This is a genomic window from Paracidovorax wautersii, assembly GCF_900113035.1.
Lineage (GTDB): Bacteria > Pseudomonadota > Gammaproteobacteria > Burkholderiales > Burkholderiaceae_C > Paracidovorax > Paracidovorax wautersii.
Genome location: NZ_FONX01000022.1, coordinates 16,222 through 37,519, shown reverse-complemented (window position 1 = coordinate 37,519; position 21,298 = coordinate 16,222). Strand labels below are relative to the sequence as shown.

At 68.4% G+C, this 21,298-nt stretch carries 16 protein-coding genes and 1 tRNA gene; 4 read left to right on the top strand and 13 right to left on the bottom strand.

The annotated features are described in order from the left end of the window. Nucleotides 1-39: 39 nt before the first annotated feature. From BM070_RS22000 to BM070_RS21960, 9 genes are all read right to left on the bottom strand, one after another. Nucleotides 40-1,272 carry a multidrug effflux MFS transporter gene (locus BM070_RS22000; protein ID WP_092941938.1) on the bottom strand — a complete coding sequence of 411 codons (1,233 nt, stop codon included), beginning with the start codon at nt 1,270-1,272 and terminating at the stop codon, nt 40-42. 87 nt (nt 1,273-1,359) lie between these two features. Further along, on the bottom strand, nt 1,360-1,872 hold the full coding sequence (locus BM070_RS21995) for a copper chaperone PCu(A)C (RefSeq protein WP_092941936.1): 513 nt from the start codon (nt 1,870-1,872) through the stop codon (nt 1,360-1,362). A 181-nt stretch (nt 1,873-2,053) separates the two neighbouring features. Then, nucleotides 2,054-2,275, bottom strand: a complete 222-nt coding sequence (locus BM070_RS21990; protein WP_092941934.1) for a DUF3606 domain-containing protein — start codon at nt 2,273-2,275, stop codon at nt 2,054-2,056. Between the two features lie 151 nt (nt 2,276-2,426). Next, nucleotides 2,427-4,058, bottom strand: coding sequence for a methyl-accepting chemotaxis protein (locus BM070_RS21985; RefSeq protein WP_092941932.1), 1,632 nt, complete (start codon nt 4,056-4,058; stop codon nt 2,427-2,429). A gap of 670 nt (nt 4,059-4,728) precedes the next feature. Continuing rightward, nucleotides 4,729-4,804 (bottom strand) — tRNA-Lys (locus BM070_RS21980). Nucleotides 4,805-4,923: 119 nt separating this feature from the next. Beyond that, nucleotides 4,924-5,901, bottom strand: coding sequence for a GMP reductase (locus BM070_RS21975; RefSeq protein WP_092941930.1), 978 nt, complete (start codon nt 5,899-5,901; stop codon nt 4,924-4,926). A 213-nt stretch (nt 5,902-6,114) separates the two neighbouring features. Continuing rightward, nucleotides 6,115-6,843, bottom strand: a complete 729-nt coding sequence (locus BM070_RS21970) for a hypothetical protein (protein WP_092941928.1) — start codon at nt 6,841-6,843, stop codon at nt 6,115-6,117. A gap of 112 nt (nt 6,844-6,955) precedes the next feature. Beyond that, nucleotides 6,956-7,969, bottom strand: coding sequence for a tripartite tricarboxylate transporter substrate binding protein BugE (locus BM070_RS21965; protein WP_092941926.1), 1,014 nt, complete (start codon nt 7,967-7,969; stop codon nt 6,956-6,958). 77 nt (nt 7,970-8,046) lie between these two features. Next, nucleotides 8,047-9,231, bottom strand: a complete 1,185-nt coding sequence (locus BM070_RS21960) for a M20 family metallopeptidase (protein ID WP_092941924.1) — start codon at nt 9,229-9,231, stop codon at nt 8,047-8,049. 158 nt (nt 9,232-9,389) lie between these two features. Between BM070_RS21960 and BM070_RS21955 the strand changes: the two genes are divergently transcribed. The 3 genes from BM070_RS21955 to BM070_RS21945 all read left to right on the top strand — a co-directional run bounded on the left by BM070_RS21955 (nt 9,390) and on the right by BM070_RS21945 (nt 13,615). Next, nucleotides 9,390-10,259 (top strand): MurR/RpiR family transcriptional regulator, encoded by an 870-nt coding sequence (locus tag BM070_RS21955; RefSeq protein ID WP_092941922.1) that lies wholly within the window; start codon nt 9,390-9,392, stop codon nt 10,257-10,259. A gap of 120 nt (nt 10,260-10,379) precedes the next feature. Beyond that, entirely contained in the window at nt 10,380-12,857 is a 2,478-nt protein-coding gene (locus BM070_RS21950; RefSeq protein ID WP_092941920.1) for a UvrD-helicase domain-containing protein, read from the top strand. Nucleotides 12,858-13,015: 158 nt separating this feature from the next. Next, nucleotides 13,016-13,615 (top strand): NUDIX domain-containing protein, encoded by a 600-nt coding sequence (locus BM070_RS21945; RefSeq protein WP_092941918.1) that lies wholly within the window; start codon nt 13,016-13,018, stop codon nt 13,613-13,615. 134 nt (nt 13,616-13,749) lie between these two features. Here the strand turns inward: BM070_RS21945 and BM070_RS21940 are convergent, their stop codons facing one another. From BM070_RS21940 to BM070_RS21925, 4 genes are all read right to left on the bottom strand, one after another. Beyond that, entirely contained in the window at nt 13,750-15,711 is a 1,962-nt protein-coding gene (locus tag BM070_RS21940; protein ID WP_434803209.1) for a PhoX family protein, read from the bottom strand. A 170-nt stretch (nt 15,712-15,881) separates the two neighbouring features. Next, nucleotides 15,882-16,712 (bottom strand): BPSS1780 family membrane protein, encoded by an 831-nt coding sequence (locus BM070_RS21935; protein ID WP_092941916.1) that lies wholly within the window; start codon nt 16,710-16,712, stop codon nt 15,882-15,884. A 267-nt stretch (nt 16,713-16,979) separates the two neighbouring features. After that, nucleotides 16,980-17,939, bottom strand: a complete 960-nt coding sequence (locus tag BM070_RS21930) for a homoserine kinase (protein WP_092941914.1) — start codon at nt 17,937-17,939, stop codon at nt 16,980-16,982. 110 nt (nt 17,940-18,049) lie between these two features. Then, a complete protein-coding gene (locus BM070_RS21925) occupies nt 18,050-18,424 on the bottom strand; it encodes a hypothetical protein (RefSeq protein ID WP_092941912.1) in 375 nt (124 codons plus the stop codon). A 59-nt stretch (nt 18,425-18,483) separates the two neighbouring features. On the opposite strand from BM070_RS21925, the gene polA reads away from it, so the two are divergent. Then, a complete protein-coding gene (gene polA / locus BM070_RS21920) occupies nt 18,484-21,273 on the top strand; it encodes a DNA polymerase I (RefSeq protein ID WP_092941910.1) in 2,790 nt (929 codons plus the stop codon). Nucleotides 21,274-21,298: the final 25 nt, after the last annotated feature.

Sequence of the window (21,298 nt, the reverse complement as noted above, 5' to 3'; positions counted from 1 at the left end):
CTGGCAGAAGGCTCTGTCAGCCGGGGCTGCTGCGCGGCGTCAGGCGGCCGTCGCCACGCGGCCGATGTCGGGCCAGCGGTGGTGCAGGTACACCCAGGCCACCAGTCCGACGCAGGTCATGCCTGCCGATGCGCAGGCCAGCAGCACGGTCGAATGCATCACCAGCGGCGCGACCACGCCGGCCACCACCCCGTTGGCGGTGGAGCCCACGAAGGCCTGCAGCGACGAGGCCATGCCGCGCCGCTCGGGGTAGAGATCGAGCACCAGCAAGGTGACGACCGGCACCATCAGTGCCCAGCCGAAGGCGAACACCGCGATCGGCAGCAGCGCCCAGGAGACATGCGCCGTGAACAGGGCGTTGGCCGCCAGATTGAGCGCCGCCATGGTGAACATGATCAGGAAGCCGTGGCGGATCTGCCGCTTGGGCGGAATGCGGCCCGCCAGCCGGCCGCTGAGCCAGGCGCCGCCCATGATCCCGGAGATGGTCAGGATGAAGAACCAGAAGAAATGCGTGGGCGCCAGATGCAGGTGGTCGCCCAGGAAGGCGGGCGCCGCCAGCACGTAGAGGAACATGCCGTTGAACGGCACCCCGCTCGCCAGCGCCAGCAGCAGGAAGCGCGGGCTCGAACCCAGTTGCCAATAGCCCTGCAGCAGGTGCCGTGCATTGAAGGGCTGGCGCTGGCTGGCATGCAGCGTTTCGGGCAGCAGGCGGAAGTTGGCGATCCATAGCAGCAGGCCCACGCCGGTCAGGAACCAGAACACGCTGTGCCAGCCCAGGTGCACGAACAGCCAGCCGCCCACGATGGGCGCGATGGCCGGCGCCACCCCGAAATAGATGGTGACCTGGCTCATCACCTGCTGGGCCTGCGCCGGCGGGAACATGTCGCGGATCACCGCGCGCGACACCACGATGCCGGCCCCGGCCGACAGCCCCTGCAGCGCCCGGAACAGCACCAGCTGGCCGATGTTCTGCGAGAGCGCGCAGCCCGCCGACGCGAGCGTGAACACGGCGATGCCCCAGAGCACCACGGGCCGGCGGCCGAAGCTGTCCGACAGCGCGCCGTGGAACAGCGTCATGAAGGCGAAGCCGAACAGGTAGGCCGACAGCGTCTGCTGCATCTCCACCGGTGTGGCGCCCACGGCCGCGGCGATGCCCGAGAACGCCGGGATGTAGGTATCGATCGAGAACGGCCCCAGCATGCCGAGCAGGGCCAGCAGGGCGGCCAGGGCCCAGCGCGGCGCGCGCCAGAGTTCGTGGGCTTGTGGGTTCATGGGTGGCGGCAGGGCAAGGCAGGCGAGGCGGGAATGGCGAGGGGAGGGCGGTCAGCCGATCGATCGATGTAACGATCGATCAATCAATCAGTGCTTGTGCATGCCGCCGCCGTGCTCGCCTGGCCCGGCCATGCTGCCGCCTGCGGGAGCGGCTGCGCTTGCCATGCTGCGCGCCGGGGCCTGCACCTGCACGGTCTCGCGCTGGCCGTCCTTGCCCTGGAACACCAGCGTCAGCGGCACGACGTCGCCAGCCTTCACCTGGGCCGGCAGGTCCATCAGCATCACGTGGTAGCCACCTGGCTGCAGGTCCACGCTCTTGCCGGCGTGCAGGTCTAGACCCTCCACGGCGCGCATCTTCATCACGTTGTCCACCATCTTCATTTCATGGACTTCGGCGATCGGCGCGGCGGGCGTGCTCACGGACACCAGGCGCACATCCTTGTCGGCCTTCAGCCGCATGAACGCGCCGGTGGCCTTTTGCTGCGGCACCGTGGCGCGCACCCAGGCGTCCTGCACGGTGACCTGCTGGGCTTGTGCGGCGCCGATGCAGGAGGCGATCAGGGCGGCGCCGAGGGTGATGCGGGAGAGGAAGTGCGGCATAGGCTGGGCTGAAGGTGCTTGACGGCGGGGCGGCGGTGCCTGCGGCCAGGATGGGCGGAAGGCAGGAAGCCCCGGCACGCAGAGGTGGCGAGGCTTCGGCGCTCCATGAGGAGCGGAAGGCGCTCGGCAACGATTATGGCGGCCGAGCGGCGCGAGCGTGTGCCGCCCGGCGCTGATTTCGTCAGGAGTTGCCTGCGCCCGCCTGTTCGATGCGGTCGTCGTTGGTGGTGCTGCGCGTGCCCTTGAGGTGCATTTCCACGTCGGAGGCCTTGTCGCCCGCTGCGGCCACGGCATCCTGGATCTGCTGCTCGCTCACGCTCAACTTCTGGGCCCAGTGGGCCACCGACTCCGGGTCGCCCACGGCGATGCGGTCGGGGGAGGCTGCGGTGTTGTCTGCGTTCATGATGTTCTTTCCTGGCCTTGCGGCGAATGGGTGGAGGTGGAACATCGAAGCTAGCGTGCAGCCGGGAGGGCGGCCTGTAGGTCGAACACCTTCTTGGGGGCTGCGTGCCGCAGGCCTTGAACGGATGGTCCAGGCGTCGCGGCGAATGCGCTCAGGTCGCCAGCAGGTTCATCCTGCCGCGCGGCGAGTGCTTCAGCGTTCTGCTTTCCGCCTGGCCTGCGGGCAGGGCGTGCGTCTGCGTATCCAGCCGGAACACGGCCACCGCCGCCACGAGGCTCTCGGCCTGCTGGCGCAGTGAATTGGCTGCGGCGGCGCTTTCCTCCACCAGCGCAGCGTTCTGTTGCGTGACCTGATCCATCTGGGTCACGGCCTCTCCCACCTGGCTCACCCCCGCGCTCTGCTCGCGGCTGGCCGTGCTGATCTCCGACACCACCTCGTTCACCCGGCGGATGGAGTCCACCACCTCCGTCATGGTCACGCCGGCCTGATCCACCAGCGCCGAGCCGCTGCGGACCTGGGTCACGCTGTCGGTGATCAGTTCCTTGATCTCCTTGGCGGCTCCGGCACTGCGCTGTGCCAGGTTGCGCACTTCGCTGGCCACCACCGCGAAGCCGCGGCCTTGTTCGCCGGCTCGGGCCGCTTCCACCGCCGCGTTCAGGGCCAGGATGTTGGTCTGGAAGGCGATGCCATCGATCACGCCGATGATCTCGGCGATCTTGCCGCTGCTCTGGTCGATGCCGCGCATGGTGCTCACGACCTGGGACACGACCGCCCCGCCACGGGCCGCCACTTCCGAGGCCGTACGCGCCAGCTGGCTGGCCTGCTGGGCGTTGTCGGCGTTCTGGCGCACGGTGGCACCCAGCTGATCCATGGACGCCGCGGTCTCTTCCAGCGCGCTGGCCTGGTGCTCCGTGCGTGCGGAGAGGTCGTTGTTGCCCTGGGCGATCTCGGCGGATGCCGTGGCCACGCTTTCGGAGCCTTGCCGCACGGTGGACACCACCTGCGTGAGCGCGTGCTGCATGTCGCCGAGGGCGCTCAGCAGCGGGCTGAATTCGTCTTGAGCCGTATCGGCCACCGGCATGGTGAGGTCGCCATCGCGCACCCGCTCGGCCACTGCGCGGGACTGTGCGATGCGGCGTTGCAGCACGCGGGCGATGTACCAGGAAAACGCGATCAGGCCCACGGCGATCGCGACCACCAGCCAAGACAGCTGGGTGCGGGTCTTGATGGCTTCCTGGCGAATGTCTTTCAGCTCTGCATGCAGCAGGTCCGTCTGGTGCTGGCGCTCCTTCGCCAGCCAGGCCAGCAGGCGGTTGCGCATGGGGATGGTTTCGGCCACCAGCACGTCGAACGCCTCATCCTTGCGGCCCTGGACGATCAGCTGGAGGTTTCGGTCAGCGATGGGCTTGAACTCCTGCTCCAGCTTCTGCCAGACGTTCACGAATTCTTCCCGCGCCTTGGGGTCCTTCACCTCTGCCAGGAAAGCCGCATCGTTATCCGCGATGCGCTTGTACTTGGTGTCGATATCGGCCAGGGTCGTCTTCAGGTCCTCGGGCGTGCGCACCAGGATGGCATGGCGGATCTGCAGGGAGATCTGGGTGATGCTCAGCTCCGTGCTCGCAATGCGGGTGAGCTGGGGAACACGGGCGCTGCCCGTCTCGTCGGCCAGTTCTCCCACGCGATTGAGTTGCGTCCAGGCCATCACGGCCGCTGCCGCGAGCGCGATGATCAACAGGAACGATACGGCGTGCAAACGCCGTGCGATGCCGGAAAAAGCAGTCATGGTGACTCTCCACAGTAAAAGGCCGAATCCCGACAGAATGCATCGGAAATTGAAATAAATGATATGGATATCATTCTTTCATGGCGAGCTTCTATCATATTTTCACTGGAGAGTCACTCCATTAGCACTTACGCGTAGTCTCCGGTGTCTCGGATCCGGCGCGACCGGCCTCGTCCTCTCCGGTCGCTGGCCGGCGTCGCTTCGTGGGCGGTATGGACTTCGTTTGCCACGCCGAGGCTGGGGCTCTTGCGCGGCCTGTTTGGGCGTGGATTCGGCTCGATGAAGGTTTTCCGAATCTGAGCGGCGATGGGGTGCAGGGTGCTGGCGTGTGGGCGGCGGTTTCCGCCCGTGCGCAGGCCGTACGGCAGATCGGCCGCATGGGCCTTAGATGGTGTTGCGCGACGGCGGGTGGCGGACGGACTCGGGCTGATCCGTGTCGGCGAGACTGCAGGCGCCAAGGACGATTTCAGTGCACCGGACATTCCGGTCGTCGGAAACGGTGTCGAAACCTCGATCCGAGCTGGGGGGGGCGGGAGACGCTGCTGGTTTGGCCTGAACGCACCAGCGTGCCGTGTGAGGGTCGTCACATCAACGTCTCGTACCGGCGGACAATGAAAAAAGCCGAAGTCACTGATGTGACTTCGGCTTTTTTTGCCTTGCGGCTTGTAAGTGGTGGGTCCTGAGTGACTCGAACACTCGACCTACGGATTAAGAGTCCGCTGCTCTACCAACTGAGCTAAGAACCCACTTTTTAATTCGTGTCTGCGTTGCTGCAGAGCCTCGAATTATGCACGAATTTTTTCGGTTGGCGCAAGTGCAGCGAAAAAATTTTGAAAAAAGAGGGCGTGCAGGCCCTCCCGGGGCTTCACATCAGCAGGTGTTCGCCCGCGTTGTCGCCGCCCAGGATCACGTAGTTCACCTTGCGCACGTCCATCAGCTTGGTGCCGCCGGCATAGCTGATGGAGCTCTGCACGTCCTGCTCCATCTCGATCAGGGTGCTGGCGAGCGTGCCCTTGATGGGTTCGAGGATGCGCTTGCCTTCGACGTGCTTGTATTCGCCCTTGTTGAAGTCGCTGGCCGAGCCGTAGTACTCCTTGAAGCGTTCGCCATCGACTTCCACGGTCTTGCCGGGCGATTCCTCGTGGCCGGCGAAGAGCGAGCCGATCATGACCATGGTGGCGCCGAAGCGGATGCTCTTGGCGATGTCGCCGTGGCTGCGGATGCCGCCGTCGGCGATGATGGGCTTGGTGGCCACGCGGGCGCACCACTTGAGCGCCGAGAGCTGCCAGCCGCCCGTGCCGAAGCCGGTCTTGAGCTTGGTGATGCACACCTTGCCCGGGCCCACGCCGACCTTGGTGGCGTCGGCGCCCCAGTTCTCCAGGTCGATCACGGCTTCGGGCGTGGCCACGTTGCCGGCGATGACGAAGGAGCCCGGCAGCTTTTCCTTCAGGTAGCCGATCATGTTCTTCACGCTGTCGGCATGGCCGTGGGCGATGTCGATGGTGATGTATTCGGGCACCAGGCCTTCGGCGGCCAGGGTGTCCACGGTGGCGTAGTCGGGCTGCTTCACGCCCAGCGAGATGGAGGCGAAGGTGCCGGCCGCGTGCATGTCGCGCACGAACTGCACGTTGTCCAGATCGAAGCGGTGCATGACGTAGAAGTAGCCGTTGTCGGCCAGCCAGCGGCAGATCTTTTCATCCACCACGGTCTTCATGTTGGCGGGCACCACGGGCAGGCGGAAGGTGCGCTGGCCCAGCGTGACGCTGGCGTCGCACTCGGACCGGCTTTCCACGCGGCACTTGCGCGGCAGCAGAAGAACGTTGTCGTAGTCGAAGATTTCCATGAGATTCCAAGCTCCTGTGAAAGGTCGTGCAGGAAGAATTTCCTGCCCGATGGGGCGCTTGGCTTGGAGACCGGTCTGGAGGGCGCGCCGTGCGGCGTCGCCGAGCCCTGCTGTGCGCAGGCACCAAAAAAAACCGGACGCCAAAAAACTTGGGCCCGGTGATTGATTCTACCCCTGCGGCGCAAACCCTGCCCGCGGGGCGGCAGGCCCGCGTCAGGGCGCGGTGCAGCGCGAGCGGGCGGCCGCCACGATGCGCCCGCTCGCGTCTTCGAGCCAGCCGACCACGTTCATGCGGTCGGGGTTGGCGCCGTCGGGAATGCGCATGGGGCGGGTTTCCTTCCAGAGCAGGTCGCGAGCGCTTTGAGGCAGCTGGTTGCCCTGGCTCCAGGTGTCCTGCAACACGTTGCGCACCAGGTTGCGGGCGACCGGCGATCCTTCGGTGCCGGCCGGCAGCGTCTCGGTCAGCAGCAGGGTGTAGCGGTAGGCGGGCTGCTGCGCCTTGCCGCGCGGCAGGCTGATGCCTGCGGCCCGGTAGTCGTTCACCGCCGGCCCGACCATCACCCGCAGGCGGCCGGGGGCGGCAGCCGCAGCGGCGGGGCCGATGTCGCTGACGTAGGTGTCGGTGGCCTGCGCCACCGGGCGGTGCAGCTGCTCCAGCCGTTCCTGCGATTCGCGCAGGGCCGCTGTGGCCAGCGGGGCGTCGTCGCCCAGCCGGCTGCCGGGCACGATCCAGTCCAGCACCACGGCCGAGGTCGCGGGCTCCACGGCCGGGGGCTGGGTCCAGCAGTCGCCGCAGTCGGCGTTGATGAAGCGCTCGACCAGCGCCACGGGCTGGGCCTGCCCGTCGCTGGAGCAGAGAGATTGCGAATGCGCCAGCAGCGGTGCGCCGGCGATGAGGGCGGTGGCGAATGCGGCAGCGGAGAGGCGTCGTGGTGTGGGCATGGCGGGCTGGGCAGTGGGAAAGGGGCTCGGGGATGGGCGTGCCGCGCCATGTTCCCACAAGCCCATCGCCCGTGCTGCGCGCCCGCCGGCCGGCCGCTGCGGCGCTGTCAGCTCACTCGGGCTTGATATTGGCCTTGCGCACCACGGCGCCGTAGGTGGCGAGGCGGTCGGACATCATCTTCTCGAAGCCGGCGGGCGACATCTCTTCGGGCGGGATCACGCCGCGCGCCTTGAGGTTTTCGATCATGGCCGGCTCGGTCGCCGCCTTGCGGATGGCCCGGTGCAGGGTCTTGACGACCTCCGCCGGCGTGCCGGCGGGCGCGGCGATGCCGGTCCACGAGGTCTGGTTGAGCGCGGGCAGGCCCAGTTCGGCGAAGGTGGGCACGTCGGGCAGCTGGGCGACGCGCGTGTCGGAGGCCACGGCCAGCGCGCGCAGCTTGCCGGCCTGGATGTGCTGCAGGAAGACCAGCAGGTTGTCGAGTGCGAACTGCACTTCGCCGCCCAGGATGGCCGTCACGTAGGGCGAGCCGCCGCGGTAGGGGATGTGCACGCCCTTGGCGCCCACGGCCTGCAGGAAGGCCTCGGCATTGATCTGGCCCATGCTGCCGGCGCCGGCCGTGGCGAAGTTGACCTGGCCGGGGTTGGCCTTGAGGTAGGCCACGAACTCGGCGAAGGTCTTGGCGGGCACGCTCGGGTGCACCACCAGCACGTTGGGCTGGCGGCCCAGGATGGCGATGTTCTCGAAGTCCTTGATGGGGTCGTAGCCCAGCTTGGGCTGCACCAGCGGGTTGGCCAGGTGGCTGCTCTGCGAGGACACGACCAGCGTGTAGCCGTCGGCCGGGGCGCGCGCGACCGGCTGCGTGCCGATGGAGCCGCCCGCGCCGGGCTTGTTGTCCACCACCATGGGCACGCCCAGGATGCGGCCCAGCGCTTCGGTGTACTGGCGGGCCATCATGTCCACGGAGCCGCCGGGCGGGAAGGGCACGACCAGGGTGATCGGCCGGCTGGGGTACTTGGCCGCGCCCGTGGCGAAGGCGGGCAGGGCGGCGGCGCCGGCCAGGCCCAGGCCGGTGGCGAGGATCTGGCGGCGGGAGGCGAAAGAGGACATGCGGTTCATGAAAGGCATCTGCAGAAGGTCAACGAACAAGGAAACGAAAGCGAAAAACGGAAACGGGAAAGTGAAGTGGGGCGGGCGCGATCGGATCAGCCCAGCGCCAGCAGCGTGAGCGCCAGCGCCTGGGCGCGCGGCACGAAGGTGGCCAGGTCGCAGAACTCGCGCTCGCTGTGCGCGTAGCCGCCCACGGGGCCCAGGGCGCAGAGCGACGGAATGCCCATCTGCGAGGTGATGCCGCTGTCGGCCGCGCCGCCGGTGGGCTCGCCATCGACCGCGAAGCCGACCTGCGCCGCGCAGCGCTGGTAGGTCTGCAGCAGCGCATCGGGCGTGCGGGCCATGGGCAGGGTGCCGGTCTGGGCGAGGATGCGGCCGCTGGTGCGCGGCAGCGATTCCTCTTCGATCACGGCCTGGATGCGCGCCAGCACGGCCTGCAGGTCGTTCTCTGCCGTGTAGCGCAGATCGACGTGCGCGGTGGCGAGCGGAGCCACCACGTTGGAGGCCATGCCGCCCTGCACTACGCCCACGTTCACGGTGATGCCGGGCTCGCAGCCATTGAGCGCATGCAGCGCCAGGATCTTGCGGGCCAGCGCGTCGATGGCGCTCGCGCCCTGCGTGGGGTTGACGCCGGCATGCGCCGCCACGCCCTGCACCTCGAAGTGCAGGTGGTAGGAGCCCTTGCGCTCGTTGACCACGTTGCCGCTGATGCGGCCGGGTTCGGCGTTGAGCACCGCGCGGGCGCCCTGCACATGCTCGCGGATCACGGTGCGGCAGGTGGGCGAGCCCACTTCCTCGTCGCAGGTGAAGAGCAGATGCACGGGCGTGGCGTTGGCCTTGAAGCGCGCCAGCGCCTCGGCCACGAAGACGTTCATCACCAGGCCCGACTTCATGTCGGCCACGCCCGGGCCGTAGGCCTTGCCGCCTTCCACGCGCCAGGGCCGCTGCGCCGCCGTGCCCAGCGGGAAGACGGTGTCCATGTGGCCCATGAGCTGGTAGTGGCCGGTGGCGGCGGCGTCGCTGCCCGGCACCTTGGCCAGGATGCATTCGCCCCAGCCCGGCTGGGGCAGGGTCTGCACGGCGATGCCGGCGGCCTCCAGCCGGCCGCGCAGCAGGGCCGCGACCTGGCGCACGCCCTCTTCGTGGCCGCTGCCGCTGTCGATGTTCACGACCTGGGCCAGCAGGTCCGCCATGGCCTGTTCCTGCGAGGCGAGCCAGTCGAGCAGGGGCTGGGCGGAGGCGGCGGCGTCCGCGACGTCATGGGAAGGGTTGGAGTGCATGGCCTGGGCGTGAAGATGATGGTTGAAATGAAAATTTCACGAATCATATTTGTTTGCAATGTACGTTGCAATTCGCGCTGGCTGGCGGCGGGGCCCGCATGCACAATCGGCGCACCCGGGCACCCGCTCGCGTTTGGCCTTCTCCCTTCCTGCCCAAGATGCTCCTGACCGAACGGCTCGCTGCCCGCGCTGCCTCCCTGACCGCCAGCGAGCGAGCGCTGGCCGACGACCTGCTGCGGCACTATCCCGACGGGCTGCTGGATTCCGCCAGCGCCATCGCGGCGCGCACCGGCACCAGCGCCTCCACCGTGGTGCGGATGTTCGCCAAGCTGGGCTACGACAGCCTGGCCGAGGTGCGGCGGGAGGCGCGTTCCGAAGTCACCTCGCGCCTGCAGACCGCCGCGCAGCGCGCCCCGGCCACGCTGGGCGCGAGCCGCAGCCTGGCCGAATGCGTGGACGACGCCCTGCTGCACGACCAGCACAACCTGGCCGCCACGCGCAGCGGGCTGGACATGCCCGCCTTCGAGGCCATTGCCCGCCTGCTGGGCAGCGGCAAGGGCCGCGTCTTCGTGCTGGCCGAGAAGAACAGCGCGCCCGTGGCCAGCTACCTGGCCACGCACCTGCACCTGTGCCGCCCCGGCGTGCAGGACCTGGGCGCGGGCGCCTCGTTCGTGGTGGATCGGCTCTTGTGGGTGCAGCCGCAGGATGTGCTGCTGGTCTTCACCATCCGCCGCTATTCGGCCGGCAGCCTGCGGGCGGCGCAGCATTTCCGCGCGCAGGGCGCCACCGTGGTGGCCCTCACCGACAGCCCGGTCGCGCCCATCGTGCAGCACGCGCAGCACGCCCTGGTGGCGCGCACGGCCAATGCGTCGCCTTTCGATTCGTACACCGCGGCCTTCTTCCTGTGCAACGCGCTGGTGTCCGCCGTGGCCCAGCTGCGCCATGGCGCGGTGCAGGAGGCGCTGGAGCGGCGCGACGCGCTCTGGCAGAAATTCGAATCCGACGCGCTCGACGGCCTGCTGGGCTGATGGCGGCGTGTTTAGCTCCAGGGCCCCGCGGCGCGCATGGAGGCTGCGTCCTCTGCTATCGAAAGCATAGAGCTTGACCTTGGGGCCCGGCGGGCGCGGCCGGGTTCCTACAATGGCGGGATGCCTTCTCAAGACCTGTTTTCCGGCGCGCACGATGCGCCTTTCGGCGCTGGCGAGCCCGGCCCTGCGCCGCGCGTCGATCCCGCCACCTCGCCCCTGCTGCAGAACCTGAACGACGAGCAGCTCGCCGCCGTCACGCTGCCGGCGGGCCACGCGCTCATCCTCGCGGGCGCCGGATCGGGCAAGACCCGCGTGCTGACCACGCGCATCGCCTGGCTGCTGCAGAACGGCTACGCCACGCCCGGCGGCATCCTGGCCGTGACCTTCACCAACAAGGCGGCCAAGGAAATGGTCGCCCGCCTGGGTGCGATGCTGCCGGTGAGCGTGCGCGGCATGTGGATCGGCACCTTCCACGGCCTGTGCAACCGCCTGCTGCGCGCGCACTACAAGCTGGCGGGGCTGCCGCAGTCGTTCCAGATCCTGGACACGCAGGACCAGCTCTCGGCCGTCAAGCGCCTGTGCAAGCAGTTCAACATCGACGAGGAGCGCTTTCCGCCCAAGCAGATGGCCTATTTCATCAGCGGCTGCAAGGAAGAGGGGCTGCGCCCCGGCGACGTGGATGCGCGCGATGCCGACAGCCGCAAGAAGGTGGAGATCTACCAGCTCTACGAAGAGCAGTGCCAGCGCGAAGGCGTGGTCGATTTCGGCGAGCTGATGCTGCGCAGCTTCGAGCTGCTGCGCGACAACGACCCGGTGCGCCAGCACTACCAGCGGCGCTTCGCGCACATCCTGGTGGACGAATTCCAGGACACCAACAAGCTCCAGTACGCCTGGCTCAAGCAGCTGGCCGGCGACCAGGTGGGCGGGCGCCTGCAGACTTACGGCAGCGTGATCGCCGTGGGCGACGACGACCAGAGCATCTACGCCTTCCGCGGCGCGCGCGTGGGCAACATGGCCGACTTCGTGCGCGAGTTCGGCGTCGAGCGCCAGATCAAGCTGGAGCAGAACTACCGCAGCTACAGCAACATCCTCGACTCCGCCAACGCCCTCATCAGCCACAACAGCAAGCGGCTGGGCAAGAACCTGCGCACCACGCAGGGCCCGGGCGAGCCGGTGCGCGTGTACGAGTCCACCACCGACCTGGCCGAGGCGCAGTGGATGGTCGATGAGATCAAGCAGCTGGTGAGGAGCGACGGCTTCGAGCGCAAGGAAATCGCCGTGCTCTACCGCAGCAATGCGCAGAGCCGGGTGATCGAATCGGCGCTCTTCAATGCCTCGGTGCCCTACCGCGTCTATGGCGGCCTGCGCTTCTTCGAGCGTGCCGAAATCAAGCACGCGCTGGCCTACCTGCGCCTTCTGGAGAACCCGCACGACGACACGAGCTTCCTGCGGGTGGTGAACTTCCCGCCGCGTGGCATCGGCGCGCGCACCATCGAAGTGCTGCAGGACGCGTCCCGGCAGGCCGGCTGCTCGCTGCACGACGCGGTGAGCGCCGTGCCCGGCAAGGCGGGCGCCAATCTGGGCGCCTTCGTCGCGCTGGTCGATGTGATGCGCGAGCAGACGCAGGGCCAGAACCTGCGCGGCATCATCGGCCAGATGCTGGAGGCCAGCGGCCTGGTGGAGCACTACCGCAACGAAAAGGAAGGCGCCGACCGGCTGGAGAACCTGGACGAACTCGTCAACGCCGCCGAGAGCTTCGTCACCCAGGAAGGCTTCGGCCGCGACGCCGTGGCCCTGCCGGTGGACGAGCACGGCGGCCGCGCCGCGCCCGGCCTCTCGCAGAGCCCGGCCAGCCAGGGCTTGGACCCGGCTCTGCCGCAGACCGACGAGCCGCTGCCGCCGGTGGCCGGCATCGTCGATGCCGACACGGGCGAAACCTTGTCGCCGCTGGCCGCCTTCCTGACCCACGCCGCGCTGGAGGCCGGCGACAACCAGGCCCAGGCCGGGCAGGACGCGGTGCAGCTCATGACCGTGCACGCCAGCAAGGGGCTGGAGTTCGACGGTGTCTTCATCGGCGGCATGGAAGAGGGCCTGTTCCCGCACGAGAACTCCATGAACGACCGCGAGGGCCTGGAGGAAGAACGCCGCCTGATGTACGTGGCCATCACCCGCGCGCGCAAGCGCCTCTACCTGAGCCATTCGCAGACCCGGCTGCTGCACGGCCAGACCCGCTACAACATCAAGAGCCGCTTCTTCGACGAACTGCCTGAAGGGGCCCTGAAATGGATCACGCCCAAGCAGCAGGGCTTTGGTACCTATGCTCCTAATAGCGGAGCAGGCGGCGCTTATAAATCAAGCGCTGGCGGCGGTTTTGGCTTCAAGTCCGAGACCTTCGCCAGCCCGCCCGTGCCGGTGCAGAAGACGCCTCCCGCCCACGGCCTGCGCGTGGGCCTGGCCGTGTTCCACACCAAGTTCGGCGAAGGCAAGGTGCTGGCGCTGGAGGGCTCGGGCGACGATGCCCGCGCCCAGGTCAACTTCCCGCGCCACGGCACCAAGTGGCTGGCGCTCTCCGTGGCCAAGCTGACGGTGGTGGATTGAGCGGAGGCTGAGTGAGGCCTGTCACGGGCCCGGTGCGTCCGGGCCCTGGCCGCCGCTTTCCGCCCCTCATGGCCTCTCGCTGCTTCTCGCCGTCCGCCGGTCCGCCGTTGCCGAGGCGGGGCCGGCCGCCATCGCCGAAACCTTCCCAGGAGATCCCGTTGAGCATTGCCCACCGTATCCGCATCGAAGACGTCACGACCCTGTCGGACGACTGGTACGTGCTGAAGAAGACCACCTTCTCCTTCCAGCGCAGCGACGGCCGCTGGCAGCGCCAGTCGCGCGAGACCTATGACCGGGGCGACGGCGCCACGATCCTGCTCTACGACCTGCAGCGCCGCACCGTCGTCCTCACCCGGCAGCTGCGCTATCCCGCATTCGTCAACGGCCATGACGACCTGCTGATCGAAACGCCTGCGGGGCTGCTCGACGACGCTGCGCCCGAGGTCCGCATCCGCGCCGAAGTGGAAGAGGAAACGGGCTTCCGCGTGCACGAGGTGCGCAAGGTCTTCGACGCCTTCATGAGCCCCGGCTCGGTGACGGAGCGCCTGCACTTCTTCGTGGGCGAATACCAGCCGGGCGACCGGCAATCCGAAGGCGGCGGCATCGAGGAAGAGGGCGAAGACATCGCCGTGCTGGAGGTCGGCATCGCCGAAGCGCTGGCGATGGTCGAGGCGGGAACGATACGGGACGGCAAGACCATCATGCTGCTGCAGTACGCCGCCCTGCATCTCTTTCCCGATCTGCCGAAGGCGCGATAGAGCACCGGGGCTGCAGGGCTCGCGGCGCGGGATGGCACGGGCGGGATGCCCCCAAAGAAAAACGAGGCCCCGGGCCTCGTTTCTTCTGGGTGCCTGGCCCGGCCCTGCGAAGGGCGCCGGCCAGGGAGGGCGCTTCAGCCTTTCCTGGGCTTGTCGAGCGTCATCTGCGTCTGCACGGCCGTCAGGTAGCCGACCGACGCGCCGAAGCGGTCCTTGTAGTTGGCGCGCACCAGCGGGTCGAGCTTCGGCTTGACCACGTCGTGCAGCGGGCTCTCCCAGTCGCCGGCGTGCTGGAAGTTGCTCATCACGTAGGTCCAGCCGTTGATCTCGTCCACCGCCTGCAGGCCGGTGGATTCGGCGCCTGCCGGCACCGACAGCACGCGGCTGAGCTGCTGGGTATCGACGTTGTAGGCCCAGAGGAAGTTGTTCACGTGCATGCCGCTGTCTTCGCCGATGAAGAGGGTGCGCAGCTTTTCCGCGAACTTGATGTTGTCGGGGTTGGCGATCTTGTCGGCGTGGGCCAGGTTGCCCAGGGCGTCGGCCTTGGCCAGGTCTTCGCCGATCAGCGCGGCGGGCGCCTCCATGCGCACGGACACCCATTCGCTGTGGATGGGGTTGCCGGCCGTGTCCTTCTGGTCGCCCATCAGGATGTGCTCGTACACGGCGCCGGCCTTCGGGCCTTCGACCTGGATGTCGCCCTGGTTGGCGGCGTTGCCCTTGAGCATGCTGCTCTGCACGTAGGACATGGCGGAATAGGCCCGCTTGTCCTTGACGTTGACGGTGGTGCCTTCCATCTTGGTGAAGCCCATCGAGCCGCCCTTGAGCGCGGCATAGCGGTGGGTTTCCAGGAAGGCGGCGGCCTTGTCCATGCCGGGCTGGAGCTTGACCCAGTTCTTCTTGCCGTTGAAGAAGATCTGCGTGTAGCTGCTGTCGGCGGGGTCGCTGGTCTTCACGTCCATGATGTCGGCGGGCTTGATGCCGCCGTCCACCAGGGCCTTGATCTCGGCGCTGGTGGCATGGCCCAGGCGGATCCAGCGGATGTTGCCGGCGCCGGGGCCGGTGCCGGAGGTCTGCGTCCACTGGCCCACGTACAGCGTGCCGGCGGAAAGATCCTTCGCCTTGTCGGCCACGAACATGAACAGGCCGCCGTTGGTGGCGTCGTCGCCCATCAGCGCGGTGCGCTGGTCGGGCATGACCTGCACCAGCTCGTGCGAGATGCGGCCCATGCAGTAGTGCTTCTTGATGCTGCCCGTGCCGTCGGGGTGCACGGTGACTTCGGGCATGTGGCCGTAGTCGTAGGGGTTGGCCTTCGTGGCGTCGCCGAACAGGTTCTTGCTGAAGCTTTGCAACTGGGCGTTGGTGGCCAGCATGGCGTCGGGCTCGTACTCTTCGCTGGACAGGTGGGTGTTCCAGGGCGAGAGGCTGGCGCCGCAGGTGATCCACAGGCCCTTCACGGCCGAGGTGTCCACGTTGTGGTACTTCACCAGGCTCAGCTTGCCGGTGGCCGGGTCCTGGTCCAGCGTCAGCACGGCGATGGGCGAGGGCAGCTGGCCGTACATCGAGGCCTGGGCCTGGTTGCGGGTGGTGTATTCGAACTGCACCACGGCGAACACCGGGTGGCCCTTCACGCCCTGGACGCGGGCCTTGTCCAGCTTCAGCAGCGAGGTGCCGTCCGGGCAGTCGGAGAAGAACTGGCGTTCCTTGCCGGGCACCGAGGCGTCGATGATCGGCCGGTTGTGGATGTCGAAATAGCCGCCGGCCAGGATGGTGCCGCCGGCCGTGCTGGGCACCTGGTCGCCGGTCATGAAGAAAGGCTGGTAGGCCAGCTGGTAGCTCTGGCTGGAGTCATCGCTGAACTGCACGTTCAGCGTGGAGCCCACCGTGGTGGTCGCCATGGCGGCGGGGGTGGCGAGCGAGGGGGCGGCCATCGAGCCGAAGCTCGCCGCGCGGTAGCTGGCGCCGGTGCTGCCCTTGGCAGCGGCGGCTTGAGCGACGAAGGCGGCAGCGGCGCCGGCGCCCAGCGGCAGCATGGGCACGCCGGCCAGGAATTGCAGGGCTTTGCGGCGCGAAGGCAGGGAGGGGGATGGCATGTTCATTCCAGTGGGGCGGCAGCGATGGCCCGGACCACCCGCATCTGCGTGCGGGGCGAGCTTCCAGGCAGGGGAGCGGCGCCGGAGGGTTCCGGGCCGCCTTCGCCGTGGATGCTAGGAATGAACGATGACAGGAAGGTGACGCGGCTGCCAGACAAATGTGGCAGCGCGATGAATCATTCCACCGGCGTGTGGGTGGAATAGCTGTCGCTGGAGGCCTCCGGCAGGCGCTCCGGCGGCTCGAAGCAGTCGCGGAACGAGAACACCACCGAGGTGAAGAACATGGCCGCCAGCAGCATGGCGGTGCCCACCATGATGCCGGCCATGATGCCCGTGCCCAGCCCCATCACCGCCAGCAGGGCGGCGACCACGCTGGCGGCGATGCCCGCGCCCAGGAAGACGCCCGTCCAGGCCAGGCCATAGACGGTGAAGGCCCAGAAGTTGCGCGTGCAGGCCACGATGCTGAAGAAGAGGGCCTTGACCGGCGGCACGCCGTGCCAGTGCACCAGGCCGGGCGCATGCCAGAACAGCAGCGACAGCGGGATGTAGAGGATGAGGGCCAGCCACATGGCGGCCTGGAACTGGGGCTGCTCAGCGATTTCGCGCGTCATGGGATCGCCGCCCAGATAGACGCGGGCGAACTGCCCGTCGTCCAGCAGCGCGGACAGGGCCATCACCGCCAGGAAGCCGATGGCGTAGAGCACGCCCAGGGTGAGCATGGAGCGCAGGCGTTGGCGGCCGGTGCGGAAGGCCACCAGCAGCAGCGCGGGCGTGGGGTAGCGGCCCTGCGTGGCGTCGCCCGCGGCCACCATCATGGCCAGCGTGGCGGCCGGCAGCAGCGCCAGCGCCACGGCCGGGCCGATCAGCGGCACCAGGGTGGCGATCGACATGGCGGCCATGGTCACGAAGAACAGCGAGGCCAGCGCCATGGGTTGGCGCCAGAAGACGCGGATGCCGAGGCGGACCCATTCCAGGCCGGCGCGGGCGGGGACGATATGCAGTTTCATGGCGTGGCGGTGTGCGTGGATCGCGGGCAGGGCCGGGGCCGCGAGGCCCGGGCCGGGTGCTTGAACAGAATCAGGAAAAAGGGATCGGTGAGCGGTTGCGCGCCGGCGGGCGGACGCGTTTTCGCCATTGTCAGGCCCCGGCGCGGGCGGAGGCCGCAAAGCCTTGCATCTCCGGGCCCGTAAGGGGTTTCCGGCGCTTCTGGGCGCCCAATGCGTTGCGCGGACGCCGCACCGGGCCGGCGCCGCAGGGTCTTTCGCGCCGCTGCGTCAGACCGCGCTGGCGAGCACCGGGTGCGCCACGCGCTCGCGCAGCACCCGTTCGAAATGCGTCGGGTCGTGCGGCTTGAGCATGGCGGCCTCGCGCGGCAGGTAGAAGTCCCAGAGCCGCGAGATCCAGAAGCGCAGGGCGCCGGCGCGCAGCATGGCGGGCAGCAGCGTGCGTTCCTCGGCCGTGAGCGGGCGCTCGGCCTGGTAGGCGGCGAGCAGGGCCGCGGCGCGTTCGGGGTGGTGCGTGCCCGTGGCGAGGTCGATGCACCAGTCGTTCAGGCACACGGACAGGTCGAACAGGAAGGTATCGACGCCCGCGAAGTAGAAGTCGAAGCAGCCGGTGAGCGTCTCGCCCTCGAACATGGCGTTGTCGCGGAACAGGTCGGCATGCACCGGGCCCCGGGGCAGGGCGGCGTAGGCGGACGATGCGGCGATGTGGTTCTGGTAGGCCAGTTCGGCCTGCAGCAGCGCGGCCTGGGCTGCATCCAGGTGGGGCAGCACGACCGGCACGGTCTCGTTCCACCAGGGCAGGCCGCGCAGGTTGGGCTGGCGGCGGTCGTAGTCGCGCCCGGCCAGGTGCATGCGGGCCAGCATGGTGCCCAGGGCCGCGCAGTGCACGGCCTGGGGCGCCAGCTGGCTCTTGCCGCGCAGCTTGTTGACCACGGCGGCCGGCTTGCCGGCCACGCGGTGCAGGATGTCGCCGTCGGAATCCGCCTGCGGATCGGGCACCGGAATGCCGGCATGCGCCAGATGCTTCATCAGGTGCAGGTAGAAGGGCAGCTGTGCGGCCGACAGGCGCTCGAACAGCGTCAGCACGTATTCGCCCTGGTCGGTGGTGGCGAAGTAGTTGGTGTTCTCGATCCCGCCCTCGATGCCGCGCAGCTCGATGAGCGAGCCGAGATTCAGGCGGCGCAGCAGATCGCTGGCCTCGGGTAGGGAGACTTCGGTGAAGACGGCCATCGGTCAGGACAACAACAAAGGGGAAAAGGGGCGGGGAAGAAGCTAAAAAGCGGAGCCAATGGCCCCGCTCTGGTGTGCCGGCTCCGGCGTGGCCGCAGCCGCGGCGCCGATCAGAACTTGCCGAGGTTCCAGACGCGCGGGCCGGTGATGGTCTCGGAGCCGTTGCGGCCGCCGGGGCTGGAGCGGGCGCCGTCGGACGGCTGCACTTCGTATTCGGGCATGGAGCCGGTCTTGGGCTGCACGGTGATGCTGCGCGTCTGGCCGCCGATGCGCAGCTCGTTCACGCGGCTGCCTTCGTCTTCCACCACGATGCGCTCGGTACGCTGGTTGTAGCGGTTGCCGGCCTGGCCGCGTTCGTCCACCGGTTCGCGCTGGACGGCGCCGCCCGTGGCGGGAGCAGCCGCAGGGGCTGGAGCCTGGGACTGAGCCAGGGCCGAGGCGCTGGCGAGGGCCAGCAGGAGCAGGGAGGTGTGAGCGGCGCGCATCGCCGGATTGTAGGCCTTGCGCCCGGCGCGGGTCGGGCCGTGGCGGGCACAATCCGTCCATGAGCAAATCCAAGACCCTGGTGCTGGTGGACGGCTCCAGCTATCTCTACCGCGCCTTTCACGCCATGCCCGACCTGCGGGCCGTACCCGGCGACCCGACCAGCCCCGCCACGGGCGCCATCCGCGGCATGATCAACATGCTGCAGGCCTTGAAGCGCGAGGTGCCGGCCGGCTACGCCGCCTGCGTGTTCGACGCCAGCGGCCCGACCTTCCGCGACGCGCTCTACCCCGAATACAAGGCCCAGCGCGCGCCCATGCCCGACGACCTGCGCGCGCAGATCGAACCCATCCATGAAGTGGTGCGCCTGCTGGGCTGGCCCGTGGTGTGCGTGCCGGGCGTGGAGGCTGACGACGTGATCGGCACCCTGGCCTCCTGCGCGGCGCGCCAGGGCTTCGAGGTGATCGTCTCCAGCGGCGACAAGGACCTGTCGCAGCTGGTGAACGAGCGCATCACCATCATCGACACCATGAGCGGCAAGCGCCGCGACGTGGCGGGCGTGACGTCCGAATTCGGCGTGCCGCCCTCGCTGATGGTCGACTACCAGACCCTGGTGGGCGATGCGGTGGACAACGTGCCCGGCGTGCCCAAGGTGGGCCCCAAGACGGCCGCCAAGTGGCTCAATGAATACGGCTCGCTCGATGCGCTCATCGCCCGCGCCGACGAGATCAAGGGCGTGGCCGGCCAGAACCTGCGCGGCGCGCTGGACTGGCTGCCCAAGGGCCGCGAGCTGGTGACCATCAAGACCGACTGTGACCTGGTCGGCCATGTCGAGGGGCTGCCTGCTATTGATTCGATAGCTGTAGGCCCAGAAGAGACGGGCGCACTGCGCGATTTCTACGAGAAATACGGCTTCAAGGGCCTGGCCCGCGCGCTGGAAGCCGCCGCGCCTGCCGCCGCTGCCGGCGCCACCACCGAGCCTGGCGCCAGCGGCGACCTGTTCGCCTCGTCCGAGGCCACGGCCGTGGCCGAAGCCGCCCAGGGCCGCGAGGTGGCCTACGAGGCCGTGCTGACCTGGGAGGCCTTCGACCGCTGGCTCGCCACCGTCCAGGCAGCAGAGCTGGTGGCGCTGGACACCGAGACCACCTCGCTCGACGAGCTGCGTGCCGAGATCGTCGGCATCAGCTTCAGCGTGGAGCCGGGCGCCGCCGCCTACATCCCGCTGCGCCACGAAGGCCCCGATGCGCCCGAGCAGCTGCCCATCGACGAAGTGCTGGCGCGCCTCAAGCCCTGGCTGGAAGACGCCTCGCGCCCCAAGCTGGGCCAGCACGTCAAGTACGACCGGCACGTGTTCGCCAACCACGGCATCGACGTGCGCGGCTACGCGCACGACACCATGCTGCAGAGCTACGTGCTGGAAGTGCACAAGCCCCATGGCCTCGCCAGCCTGGCCGAACGCCACCTGGGCCGCAGCGGCATCAGCTACGAAGACCTGTGCGGCAAGGGCGTGCACCAGATCCCGTTCGCGCAGGTGGCTGTGGACAAGGCCACGGCCTATTCCTGCGAAGACTCCGACCAGACGCTGGACGTGCACCGCGTGCTCTGGCCGCTGCTGCAGGGCCAGGCCGGCCTGCTCGACATCTACGCGCTGGAGATGGCCAGCAGCGAGGCGCTGTTCCGCATCGAACGCAACGGCGTGCTGATCGACGCCCCCACGCTCGCCGGCCAAAGCCACGAGCTGGGCCAGCGCATCCTGCAGCTGGAGCAGGAGGCCTACGAGATCGCGGGCCAGCCCTTCAACTTGGGGTCACCCAAGCAGCTGGGCGAGATCTTCTTCGACAAGCTCGGCCTGCCCGTGGTCAAGAAGACCGCCACTGGCGCACGCAGCACCGACGAAGAGGTGCTGGAGAAGCTGGCCGAGGACTACCCGCTGCCCGCCAAGATCCTGGAGCACCGCAGCCTCTCCAAGTTGAAGGGCACCTACACCGACAAGCTCAGCCAGCTCGCCAACCCGCGCACCGGGCGCGTGCACACGCACTACGCGCAGGCCGTGGCGGTGACGGGGCGGCTGTCCAGCAACGACCCCAACCTGCAGAACATCCCGATCCGCACGGCCGAAGGCCGCCGCGTGCGCGAAGCCTTCGTCGCGCCGCCGGGGCGCCTGATCGCCAGCGCCGACTACAGCCAGATCGAGCTGCGCATCATGGCCCACCTCTCGGGCGACGAGTCGCTGCTGAACGCCTTCACCCAAGGGCTGGACGTGCACCGCGCCACGGCGGCCGAGGTGTTCGGCGTCGAGGTCGATCAGGTCAGCAGCCAGCAGCGCCGCTATGCCAAGGTCATCAACTTCGGCCTGATCTACGGCATGAGCAGCTTCGGCCTGGCCAAGAACCTCGGCATCGAGACGAAGTCCGCCGCCGCCTACATCGACCGCTACTTCCAGCGCTACCCCGGCGTGAAGCAGTACATGGACGACACCAAGGCCGCAGCCAAGGCCCAGGGCTACGTGGAAACCGTCTTCGGCCGGCGCCTGTACCTGCCCGAGATCAATTCGCCCAACGGCCCGCGCCGCAGCGCCGCCGAGCGCGCCGCCATCAACGCGCCCATGCAGGGCACGGCGGCCGACCTCATCAAGAAGGCCATGGTCGAGGTGCAGCGGGTGCTGGACGAACAACGGCCCGACGTGCTGATGATCATGCAGGTGCACGATGAACTGGTGTTCGAGCTGCCCGCCGAGCACGAAGCCTGGGTGCGCACCGAAGTGCCGCGCATCATGGCCGAGGTGGCCGAGCTGAAGGTGCCGCTGCTGGCCGAAGTGGGCGTGGGGCCGAACTGGGACAAGGCACATTGACCAGAGGGGCTGCAGGGGCCTTGGC

Excerpts from the sequence above, each read along its gene's own strand:
- BM070_RS22000 (WP_092941938.1), bottom strand. The coding sequence starts at position 1,272 with ATGAACCCACAAGCCCACGAACTCTGGCGCGCGCCGCGCTGGGCCCTG.
- BM070_RS21995 (WP_092941936.1), bottom strand. The coding sequence starts at position 1,872 with ATGCCGCACTTCCTCTCCCGCATCACCCTCGGCGCCGCCCTGATCGCC.
- BM070_RS21990 (WP_092941934.1), bottom strand. The coding sequence starts at position 2,275 with ATGAACGCAGACAACACCGCAGCCTCCCCCGACCGCATCGCCGTGGGC.
- BM070_RS21985 (WP_092941932.1), bottom strand. The coding sequence starts at position 4,058 with ATGACTGCTTTTTCCGGCATCGCACGGCGTTTGCACGCCGTATCGTTC.
- BM070_RS21975 (WP_092941930.1), bottom strand. The coding sequence starts at position 5,901 with ATGGAAATCTTCGACTACGACAACGTTCTTCTGCTGCCGCGCAAGTGC.
- BM070_RS21970 (WP_092941928.1), bottom strand. The coding sequence starts at position 6,843 with ATGCCCACACCACGACGCCTCTCCGCTGCCGCATTCGCCACCGCCCTC.
- BM070_RS21965 (WP_092941926.1), bottom strand. The coding sequence starts at position 7,969 with ATGCCTTTCATGAACCGCATGTCCTCTTTCGCCTCCCGCCGCCAGATC.
- BM070_RS21960 (WP_092941924.1), bottom strand. The coding sequence starts at position 9,231 with ATGCACTCCAACCCTTCCCATGACGTCGCGGACGCCGCCGCCTCCGCC.
- BM070_RS21955 (WP_092941922.1), top strand. The coding sequence starts at position 9,390 with ATGCTCCTGACCGAACGGCTCGCTGCCCGCGCTGCCTCCCTGACCGCC.
- BM070_RS21950 (WP_092941920.1), top strand. The coding sequence starts at position 10,380 with ATGCCTTCTCAAGACCTGTTTTCCGGCGCGCACGATGCGCCTTTCGGC.
- BM070_RS21940 (WP_434803209.1), bottom strand. The coding sequence starts at position 15,711 with ATGAACATGCCATCCCCCTCCCTGCCTTCGCGCCGCAAAGCCCTGCAA.
- BM070_RS21935 (WP_092941916.1), bottom strand. The coding sequence starts at position 16,712 with ATGAAACTGCATATCGTCCCCGCCCGCGCCGGCCTGGAATGGGTCCGC.
- BM070_RS21930 (WP_092941914.1), bottom strand. The coding sequence starts at position 17,939 with ATGGCCGTCTTCACCGAAGTCTCCCTACCCGAGGCCAGCGATCTGCTG.
- BM070_RS21925 (WP_092941912.1), bottom strand. The coding sequence starts at position 18,424 with ATGCGCGCCGCTCACACCTCCCTGCTCCTGCTGGCCCTCGCCAGCGCC.
- polA (WP_092941910.1), top strand. The coding sequence starts at position 18,484 with ATGAGCAAATCCAAGACCCTGGTGCTGGTGGACGGCTCCAGCTATCTC.